Genomic DNA, 10,071 nt, shown 5'->3' with positions numbered 1-10,071 from the left:
CTGATGTCAGATCGCAGCGCTGTGCTGAGCTTTGCTCATGTCGTAAGCGTCAAATGCACGTGCAACGATGCGGGTCAGCGGGCGCGCTAGTTCGGGAATAATCAAAGCCCCGCTTTCCAGTGCAAGCACGTCTGGGAACTGTGCCATGACTTTGGAGAACATGTCGTTCAGCTCGGCGCGAGAGATGTCAAACCGATCAACGATCTCATCAGCGTCAATGCGGAAGTCGCACATCAAAGCCTCAATCAGGCGGCCACGCAGGCGATCGTCGTCGGTGAACGTATGGCCACGAGATGTGGAGAAACGGCCTTCACGAATGGCGCCAGTGTGCGCAGATGTGGCTGGGGCATTTTGTGCGAAACCTTGTGGGAAGCGCGCAATTGAAGATGCGCCAACAGCTAGAAGCACATCGGCAGTGTCATCGGTGTAGCCCTGGAAGTTGCGGCGCAGCGTGCCGTTGCGTTGGGCCACGGACAGACCGTCTGTTTTGGTCGCGAAGTGGTCGATGCCAATTTCATCGTAATCGTCCCAGAGGAAGAGTTTGCGCGCGGTTTCATAGAGCGCGAGGCGCTCCTGTGGTGTTGGCAAAGCGTCTGATGGAATCATCTGTTGGCGTTTTGCCATCCACGGCACGTGGGCGTAGCCATAAAGCGCCACGCGATCGGGCGAGAGGGACAGAAGTTTCTGTACGCTTTCGGTGATGCGGGCTTGGGTTTGATGTGGCAAACCAAAGAGAATGTCCGCGTTGACGCTTTTTACACCATGCGCGCGGATCATCTCTACCGCATCGCGGGTGATGTCGTAGCCTTGAATGCGACCGATGGTTTTTTGGATTTCGTCGTCAAAATCCTGCACGCCAATGGAGGCGCGGTTCATGCCAGCCTTGGCAAGTACAGCCAAGCGGGCGTCATCAATTTCATTGGGGTCGATCTCAACGGAGAATTCGCCGTCAGCCGACATAGGGGCCACGTCAAAAATGGCGCCGGCGAGGTCTTCCATCATACCGGGGTCGAGCAGGGTTGGCGTGCCGCCGCCCCAGTGCAAGCGTGACAGGGTGACCCCTTGAGGCAAGGATGCCTTCAGTATTCTGAGTTCATCCTTCAACGTCTCCACATACGTGGCAACCGGGGAGAGTGTGGATGTGCCTTGGGTGCGGCAGGCGCAGAACCAACAGAGGCGGCGACAAAACGGCACATGCACGTAAAGTGAGACTTGCGAACCGGTTGGAATCGCTTCAATCCACGCCTTGTAAGTGTCTGGCGTCACGTCGTTGTTGAAATGCGGGGCCGTCGGATAGCTTGTGTAACGCGGAACTTTCGCGTCAAACAGTCCGAGTTTGGCCAATTGTTTTTCCTGTTCCATGAGCGTACTCATAGAGAAATGGGAAATGCGAACCCTTGACCCAGATCAAGTCTAGGTATGAACAGGTTATGAACGAGACATTAGACCTAACAAATGGCTGCGAAAGCTGCCCGATCAAACATCGCGCCGTGTGCGCGCGCTGTGATGCGGATGAGCTCGAGACCTTAGATGGAATCAAATACTACCGCAGCTTTGAGGCCGGACAGACGCTGATCTGGTCCGGCGACCGCATGGAGTTTGTCGGCTCTGTTGTGTCTGGCATCGCCTCGCTGACACAGACGATGGAAGACGGTCGCACGCAAATGGTTGGCCTTCTGTTGCCAAGCGATTTTGTGGGCCGGCCGGGGCGTGAGTTTGCAACCTATGATGTTGTGGCGACCACAGACGTGGTGATGTGCTGTTTTCGTCGCAAGCCATTTGAGACCATGATGGTGGAAACACCGCATGTGGCGCAGCGTTTGCTGGAAATGACACTCGACGAGCTGGATGCCGCACGGGAATGGATGCTTGTGCTGGGGCGTAAGACCGCGCGCGAGAAAATTGCCAGCTTGTTGTCCATTATTGGGCGGCGAGATGCGTCGCTGAAGTTGGAGGGTATGGTCGGCAGAATCGTGTTTGATTTGCCGCTGACCCGTGAAGCGATGGCGGACTATCTTGGGCTGACGTTGGAAACCGTGAGCCGTCAGATGTCTGCGTTGAAGCGGGACGGTGTGATTGAGCTGGAAGGCAAGCGCCATGTAACGGTTCCAAGCTTTGAGCGGCTGATGGACGAAGCTGGCGACGATGCGGACGGTGGGATGATGGCCTAGCGCCTTCCACAGTCTTTGGAAAAGAAAAAGGCGGGGGATGTCCCCGCCTTTTGTTTTTGCCTCGCCAATGCGTGTCCCACGACACATCACGTGGCAAAATTGGTCTGGCTTAGTGTGCCAGGAACACTGGAATTGTGGCCTGCTCTAACATGTTGCGTGTCGCGCCACCCAGAATGGCCTCGCGAAAGCGAGAATGACCGTAAGCGCCCATCACAATCATATCGGTCTTGGTATCGGTGGCGTGGCGCAGCAGCACGTCGGAGACGCGTGGCTGTGTTTTGGACAGCACGTCGACTTCCACACGGACGCCATGGCGCGAAAGGAATTGCGACAGCAGACCACCGGGATCAGACCGGTTCGGGCCGTGGGTCGGCGGATCAATCACCACCACGTGAACCAAGTCAGCGGCTTTCAAGAAGGGTAGAGCGGCGCGAGTGGCAACCAGTGCTTCGGCACTTTCGTTCCAACCGATGGAAATGGTTTTTGGCGCGGCGAGAGGTTTTGCGGTTTCAGGTACCATCAGTACGGGGGCCTGACCTTCAAACAAAGCGGCTTCCAAAGTGGGCTCCAGCTCGGTGCCCTGATTCTTGCCATAAGGCTTTGGTAGGATCACAAGGTCGGCAAAACGGGACCGTGCGGCCACATGTCGCCCCAGGTCGGCGATCTGGGTGACGCCGGTGTCGCAGGCCCAACGGATGTCTGTATTAGACAGGGCCGCTTCGGCTACTGCCTTGATGGTGTCGGCTTCCTCATGGGCGCGTTTGAGCATTTCCTGCATCAAAAGAGCGTCGGCACCTGCATAGAAGTAGCCAGTTTGCGATCGGTCCACGCCAAGTGCGAGCACGTCTAGATGCGCATCTTGTGCTTCCGCGAGGGCAATCGCCTGCGCCAAAGGGGCGGCTGTGAAGTCGGAGTCCGTCAGAACGCACAGCAAAGATTTGTAGTTCATTGTCACTCACCCGTGTTATGGAAAGGTGTAAATTCAATACGACTTTTCTTTTATAGGTGCAGATAAAGCCGTTTCTCTTGAAGTAGATACAGACAGAGATCCCCGTCAGTTTCCTTGACCCAGATCAAAGCGGATTTTTCGCTGCACCTGCAAAAGACGATTGGTCAAATCCGCCTTAAGCCCGAAGAAGAATCGGGCAGGGCAAGACGAAGGGACGCGAAATGATAAATTACTTCAAGCTGATCGCGCTAGGCCTCATCACGTTTTTTGCGTTGATTGCGGCCAACTATGCGCGTGATTTAGCTTACATGGTACACGCCCTCCTTATATCGGGTGTGTCTTTTGGGCTGTTTATTTGGGTTCTGCGCGGCATGGGCACTGTGAAAGTGCATGCGCAGGATGAATACATGGATGACGTGATCCGCTACGGCGTGATCGCAACCGCTTTCTGGGGGGTTGTTGGGTTTCTAGCGGGCGTGTTTATCGCGTTTCAGCTGGCCTTCCCGGTCCTCAACTTTGAGTGGGCACAGGGCTATGCCAACTTTGGTCGATTGCGCCCACTGCACACCTCGGCGGTGATTTTTGCTTTTGGCGGCAACGCGCTGATCGCAACATCGTTCTACGTTGTGCAGCGCACCAGCGCAGCGCGGCTGTGGGGCGGCAATCTTGGTTGGTTTGTCTTCTGGGGCTATCAGCTTTTTATCGTATTGGCAGCGACAGGCTACCTTTTGGGCGGAACGCAGTCCAAGGAATACGCTGAGCCAGAATGGTATGTTGATATTTGGCTGACCGTTGTTTGGGTGGCTTACCTGGCGGTGTTCCTCGGAACCGTTATCAAGCGTAAAGAGCCACACATTTACGTAGCCAACTGGTTCTTCCTCGCGTTTATCGTCACCGTTGCGATGTTGCACTTGGTCAACAACTTGACAGTTCCGGTGTCCATCTTCGGCTCCAAATCGGTAATCGTATGGTCCGGTGTGCAAGATGCGATGGTGCAATGGTGGTACGGCCACAACGCTGTTGGCTTCTTCCTGACCGCGGGCTTCCTGGGCATGATGTACTACTTCATTCCGAAGCAAGCCGAACGTCCAGTGTTCTCCTACAAGCTGTCAATCATTCACTTCTGGGCGATCATTTTCCTGTATATCTGGGCTGGTCCGCACCATCTGCACTACACCGCGTTGCCTGATTGGGCCTCGACCCTCGGCATGGTGTTCTCCATCGTGCTTTGGATGCCGTCCTGGGGTGGTATGATCAATGGTCTGATGACGCTCTCTGGCGCATGGGACAAACTGCGCACCGACCCGGTGATCCGGATGATGGTGATTTCGGTTGGTTTCTACGGCATGTCGACTTTCGAAGGTCCAATGATGTCTATCCGCGCTGTGAACTCGCTGTCTCACTACACTGACTGGACCATTGGTCACGTACACTCCGGTGCGTTAGGTTGGAACGGTATGATCACATTTGGTGCGCTGTACTATCTCGTGCCGGTTTTGTGGAAACGTGAGCGTCTGTACTCGCTGCAACTTGTCAGCTGGCACTTCTGGCTCGCCACCATCGGCATTGTGCTCTACGCGGCGTCCATGTGGGTGACCGGTATCATGGAAGGCCTGATGTGGCGTGAAGTGGATGCCAATGGCTTCCTGGTGAACTCCTTTGCCGACACTGTGGCAGCGAAGAAACCGATGAACATCGTGCGCGGTCTGGGTGGGGTTATGTTCCTCTCGGGTGCCGTTATCATGTGCTACAACCTGTGGATGACTGTACGTAAGGCACCGGCCAAAGAGGCCAGCCTGTCCGTTGCAGTCCCGGCTGAATAAGGAGGGCCGGCAGCTATGGCTATTCTCGATAAACATAAAATCCTCGAGACCAACGCGACCCTCCTGCTTGTGTGCAGCTTCTTGGTCGTAACCATCGGTGGCATTGTTCAAATCGCGCCGCTGTTCTGGCTCGAAAACACCATTGAGGATGTAGAGGGCATGCGCCCCTACACGCCTCTCGAACTCGCGGGGCGCGACATCTATCTGCGTGAAGGCTGCTATGTCTGTCACAGCCAGATGATCCGTCCAATGCGTGATGAGGTGGAACGCTACGGTCATTACTCTCTGGCGGCGGAATCCAAGTACGATCACCCATTCCAGTGGGGCTCCAAACGGACCGGTCCTGACCTGGCCCGTGTGGGGGGGCGTTACTCGGATGACTGGCACTTAGACCACATGCGGGACCCGCAGAGCGTGGTGCCTGAATCCGTGATGCCAAAGTATGGCTTCCTCGAGAAAAAGATGCTCGACGGTAAGTACATTGGCGACCTCTTGAAAGCGAACGCGATTGTGGGTGTGCCTTACACCGAAGACATGCTGGAGAATGCCCAGTCTGACTTCTTGGCACAGGCCGATCCTGACAGCGATTATGATGGTCTTCTGGAGCGGTATGGCGAAGACAGCGTGAACGTACGTAACTTTGACGGTCATGCAGATGTGTCCGAAATGGATGCGATGATTGCTTATCTTCAGATGCTGGGCACGTTGGTTGATTTCTCGACCTTCACGCCGGCGGCGTCGCGGTAAGGAGGGGATCTTATGGAAACCTATTCTTTCCTGCGAGAGTTCGCGGACAGCTGGATGCTATTGTTCCTGTTCTTGTTTTTTCTTGCGATTGTGTTGTGGGTGTTCCGCCCCGGCGCCAACAAAGAATACAAGGACACGGCCAGCATTCCGTTCCGTCACGAAGATAAACCGGCCACGACTGAGGAGGCACGGACATGAGCAAGCCATCAAAAAAGTTTGACAGCGATCCAAATACCACCGGCCACGTGTGGGACGGGATCGAAGAGTTCGACAATCCTATGCCGCGTTGGTGGCTGTGGGTGTTCTATGTGACGATCATTTGGGGCATCGGCTATGTCATTGCTTATCCAGCATGGCCGGGCATCAATGGTGCCACCAAAGGACTATTGGGCTGGTCTTCTCGGGCTAATGTGGCAGCTGAAATTCAGTCTGCCGAAGACAAGTTGGCACCAATCAATGCCAAACTGGAAGCTGCAGAGCTGACACAGATCACCACTGATCCTGAGTTGGGGCCCTATGCGGTTTCCGCTGGTGGTGCGGTGTTCAAAACCTGGTGTGCACAGTGTCACGGCTCGGGCGCGGCTGGTGCAATTGGCTATCCAAACCTGTTGGACAACGACTGGTTGTGGGGTGGTGACATCGAGAACATCTACGCCACTGTGAAACATGGCATCCGCAACGAGGAAGACGACGATGCGCGGTATTCCGAGATGCCGGCCTTTGGGGATGACTACCTTGAAGACGACCAGATCGACGCGGTTGTGAACTATGTGATGTCGCTTTCAGGTGAGGCGAAGGACGCCTCAGTTGTGGCGGCAGGTGCGGAAGTCTTTGCGGATGAATGCTCTTCTTGTCACATGGAAGACGGCACGGGCGACCGTGCGCAAGGTGCGCCAAACTTGGCGGATGCGATCTGGCTTTATGGTGGGGACTATGACTCCATTAAAGAGACTGTGACCTACAGCCGTTATGGTGTGATGCCCTCATGGGGCAACCGTCTGACCGAAGCACAAGTGCGCGCCGTGTCTGCGTATGTGCACCAGTTGGGCGGCGGCGAATAACTCAATTCACTGCCTGAATAAAATGGGCCGCTCCGAGAAATCGGGGCGGCCTTTTTGTGTTTTTTGCGCGTTTGTTGGGCGCATTTGACTAAGATCAAGTTTTTGTGTGATTTGCTTTGGTAGAACGGTTTCAAGGGCAGCACGCCGCAACCGGAGCTGTCCATTGGGTGTCGATCTTTCCGTCCTGTTCGCGCGTTTCCTGGAGAGATCGGCCCCCACTACTTCCCTAAATTCTTGCAGATTGTGCCAGATGGTTGGCGAACCGCGCCAGCTCTCTTATGTTTGTCTCGAAAAAGGGAGACAAAAATGCACAAACAGGTCCGGTATCCGATTCACAAATCAACGGCTGGCCTTATGCGGTCCGTTGGTGTGTCGCCGGAACGTGTATTGCGCCGCGCAGGAATGCCAACGGATTTGTTCGAGGTCGACACGCGCGGTGTGACGGCACAGCAATTTTTTACGCTTTGGGAGGCAATTTCGGATGAAATTGACAACCCAAAAGTGGTGGTTGAAATGGCCAAAGCCATGGCGCGGGGCCCATTTATCCCGGCGGCATTTGCATTTTCTTGCAGCCCAAACATCGCCACTGGATTGAGACGCAAGGCGGTGTTCAAACCTTTGGTGGCACCCATCAAACTGTTGGTTTCCGAAACAGAGGCGAACCTCGTTCTTGAGATTGATGTCGCCGAACCAAATTTGGATGTGCCAAAATGTATGGCAGCGTTTGAAATGGTGTATTTTCTGGAGATGTGCCGCGCCTTTACCGGGGTGGATTTTCTGCCGGTGGAAGTTGGGGTTCCAGAATTTATGGAAGATCAGGCCGTTTTTGATCGTCACTATGGGCGCAAGGCAGTGATTGCGCCGAGACCGCGACTGACGTTGACACGCGAAGACGCCTATCGCCCCTTGATCTCGGAGAACCCGCAGCTTTGGGCTGGTTTTGAGCGGGAGTTAACGCGACAGTTGGCTGAACGCCGCCGCAATCTGTCGATGGCGGTGCGGGTTCGCAATGCGCTTTTGGAGCTGTTGCCCGCCGGTCAAGCGACAGTGGATGCCGTCAGTGACCGGCTTGTGACAAGTCGGCGAAGCCTCCAGCGCCACCTACGCAACGAAGGGCAGACATTCCAGTCAGTTTTAGATGAAACACGGTCTGATCTGTCACTGCATTATTTGCGGCAAGGGGATATGAGCGTTGAGGAAATCTCATATTTGCTGGCCTATCGAGATCCCAATTCGTTTTATCGGGCCTTCCAAAACTGGACCGGACGCACCCCTGCGCAAATGCGCACAGAGCTACTCTGACGCAGGGAGGTTCTCAACCACAGGGTATAAAAGGTGAGTCACAAATGTGAGATTTGACACAGGTCAATGTTCTGGCGTCCAATCGTTGGGAAAAGATCGAGAAATCTCCTCATCCAACATGCGAGTGATTCCGTGAGCAAAAGTCCTGCACCGTCCCTGTACGAGGCACGCGAGCCAATTTTTCCGAAACGCGTTTACGGGCCGTTTCGCAATCTTAAATGGATAATTATGGCGATCACGTTGGGTATCTATTACCTGACGCCGCTGTTGCGCTGGGATCGAGGCTCAAGCCTGCCGGACCAGGCTGTGCTGATCGACATAGCGAACCGTCGCTTCTTCTTTTTCATGATCGAGATTTGGCCACACGAGTTTTACTTTGTGGCAGGTCTGTTGATCATGGCCGGACTTGGGCTGTTTCTGTTCACCTCCGCCTTGGGCCGCGTGTGGTGCGGCTATGCCTGCCCGCAAACAGTTTGGACAGACTTGTTCATTTTGGTGGAGCGCTGGATCGAAGGCGACCGCAATGCCCGCCTGCGTCTGCATCGCCAGAAGAAACTGGATGTCCGCAAGGTGCGCCTACGGCTTACCAAGTGGGTGACGTGGCTTCTGATAGCGATGGCAACCGGCGGAGCTTGGGTGTTTTACTTTGCCGATGCACCAACTTTGGCCGTGGATATTGTGACGGGTAACGCACATCCCGTTGCCTACACCACAATTGCGGTGTTGACCTTCACCACCTTCTTCTTTGGTGGCTTCGCACGGGAGCAGATTTGCATTTACGCCTGCCCCTGGCCGCGCATTCAGGCTGCGATGATGGATGAGGACACGTTGACCGTTGGCTATCGCGAGTGGCGCGGTGAGCCACGCGGAAAAGGCAAGCGAACCGAAGACAGCGATCTTGGTGACTGTATCGACTGTATGGCTTGTGTGAACGTTTGTCCTGTTGGTATCGACATTCGCGATGGGCAACAGATGGAGTGTATCACCTGTGCACTGTGTATTGATGCCTGTGATGAGATGATGGAGAAAGTTGGAAAACCACGTGGCTTGATTGATTATCTGGCATTTTCGGATGAAGATCGCGAACGTGAAGGCAACCCGCCAAAGAGTGTTTGGAAACACGTCTTTCGTCCGCGCACGATCATGTACACCTCTCTGTGGTCATTGGTTGGTGTTGGGCTTGTTGTGGCTCTGTTTATGCGGTCCGACATTGAAGCAACGGTTGCGCCAGTGCGGAACCCAACCTTTGTGACGCTGTCTGACGGCTCAATCCGCAACACCTACGAGGTACGGCTGCGCAACAAACATGGTGAAGACCGTATGTTCCGGATATCGCTGAAAGGCGAGCCAGATCTGCGGGTGCAGCTTGAAGGCACTCCTTATGAGGCCGTAAATGTACCGGCGGACCAAATGAAAAATCAACGTGTTTACGTGATTGCCCCTGCTGGATCGGAGCCCGCCAATGGCAGTCTGACCGACTTCCGGTTCTGGTTTGAAGACACAGGTAATGGTGATCGTGTGCACAAAGACACTGTATTTAATGGAAAGGGCCAGTGATGGCTGAGAAAAAATTCACCGGCAAACACTTCCTGATGGTGTTCGTGGGGGCTTTCGGCGTTATCATTGCCGTGAACCTCTTGCTGGCATGGAACGCTGTTGCGACCTTTCCTGGTCTGGAAGTGAAAAACTCTTACGTCGCCAGCCAGAGCTTTGATGAGCGCCGCAACGCGCAGGAAGCATTGGGTTGGGAGGTCAGCGCGCATGCCAAAGGTGGGCTGTTGATCCTGTCGATTACGGATGAAGCTGGCGCACCGGTGCAGGTGTCCAACCTCGACGCGGTTCTGGGACGGGCGACCCATGTGCAGGATGACCGCACACCCGACTTCCAATTTGATGGCAAAGCTTATGTGGCGCGCGAACAACTGGCACCGGGCAATTGGAACATTCGGATGACCGCAACTGCGTTGGACGGCACGCCATTTGAGCAGCGTGTGGTCCTGCGTGTGGAGAATAGCTAG

Annotated in this window: 10 protein-coding genes; 8 read left to right on the top strand and 2 right to left on the bottom strand. The window is 54.8% G+C overall.

Annotated features, from left to right (window positions below):
* Positions 1-6: 6 nt before the first annotated feature.
* Complete coding sequence (hemN, locus tag QOL67_RS14770; RefSeq protein WP_283426738.1) at positions 7-1,362, bottom strand: oxygen-independent coproporphyrinogen III oxidase; 1,356 nt, start codon at positions 1,360-1,362, stop codon at positions 7-9.
* A gap of 68 nt (positions 1,363-1,430) precedes the next feature.
* On the opposite strand from hemN, the gene fnrL reads away from it, so the two are divergent.
* Positions 1,431-2,171 (top strand): transcriptional regulator FnrL, encoded by a 741-nt coding sequence (gene fnrL, locus QOL67_RS14765; protein WP_283426737.1) that lies wholly within the window; start codon positions 1,431-1,433, stop codon positions 2,169-2,171.
* A 109-nt stretch (positions 2,172-2,280) separates the two neighbouring features.
* Here fnrL and QOL67_RS14760 read toward each other — a convergent pair whose 3' ends face one another.
* Positions 2,281-3,120 (bottom strand): universal stress protein, encoded by an 840-nt coding sequence (locus tag QOL67_RS14760; RefSeq protein ID WP_283426736.1) that lies wholly within the window; start codon positions 3,118-3,120, stop codon positions 2,281-2,283.
* A gap of 221 nt (positions 3,121-3,341) precedes the next feature.
* On the opposite strand from QOL67_RS14760, the gene ccoN reads away from it, so the two are divergent.
* From ccoN to QOL67_RS14725, 7 genes are all read left to right on the top strand, one after another.
* Positions 3,342-4,943 (top strand): cytochrome-c oxidase, cbb3-type subunit I, encoded by a 1,602-nt coding sequence (gene ccoN / locus QOL67_RS14755; RefSeq protein ID WP_283426735.1) that lies wholly within the window; start codon positions 3,342-3,344, stop codon positions 4,941-4,943.
* 15 nt (positions 4,944-4,958) lie between these two features.
* Positions 4,959-5,690 carry a cytochrome-c oxidase, cbb3-type subunit II gene (gene ccoO, locus QOL67_RS14750; RefSeq protein WP_283426734.1) on the top strand — a complete coding sequence of 244 codons (732 nt, stop codon included), beginning with the start codon at positions 4,959-4,961 and terminating at the stop codon, positions 5,688-5,690.
* Positions 5,691-5,702: 12 nt separating this feature from the next.
* The gene (locus QOL67_RS14745; RefSeq protein ID WP_283426733.1) at positions 5,703-5,888 is read left to right on the top strand and encodes a cbb3-type cytochrome c oxidase subunit 3; all 186 of its coding nucleotides are present in this window, start codon (positions 5,703-5,705) and stop codon (positions 5,886-5,888) included.
* Entirely contained in the window at positions 5,885-6,751 is an 867-nt protein-coding gene (gene ccoP / locus QOL67_RS14740) for a cytochrome-c oxidase, cbb3-type subunit III (RefSeq protein ID WP_283426732.1), read from the top strand. The genes QOL67_RS14745 and ccoP overlap by 4 nt, the downstream gene beginning before the upstream one ends.
* 306 nt (positions 6,752-7,057) lie before the next feature.
* Positions 7,058-8,053, top strand: a complete 996-nt coding sequence (locus QOL67_RS14735) for an AraC family transcriptional regulator (RefSeq protein ID WP_283426731.1) — start codon at positions 7,058-7,060, stop codon at positions 8,051-8,053.
* 66 nt (positions 8,054-8,119) lie between these two features.
* Positions 8,120-9,610, top strand: coding sequence for a cytochrome c oxidase accessory protein CcoG (gene ccoG / locus QOL67_RS14730; protein ID WP_283426730.1), 1,491 nt, complete (start codon positions 8,120-8,122; stop codon positions 9,608-9,610).
* The gene (locus tag QOL67_RS14725) at positions 9,610-10,071 is read left to right on the top strand and encodes a FixH family protein (RefSeq protein WP_283426729.1); all 462 of its coding nucleotides are present in this window, start codon (positions 9,610-9,612) and stop codon (positions 10,069-10,071) included. The genes ccoG and QOL67_RS14725 overlap by 1 nt, the downstream gene beginning before the upstream one ends.

Origin of the sequence: Shimia sagamensis (genome assembly GCF_900182745.1) — a bacterium.
Lineage (GTDB): Bacteria > Pseudomonadota > Alphaproteobacteria > Rhodobacterales > Rhodobacteraceae > Shimia > Shimia sagamensis.
This window is presented reverse-complemented; position numbering and strand designations above follow the sequence as displayed.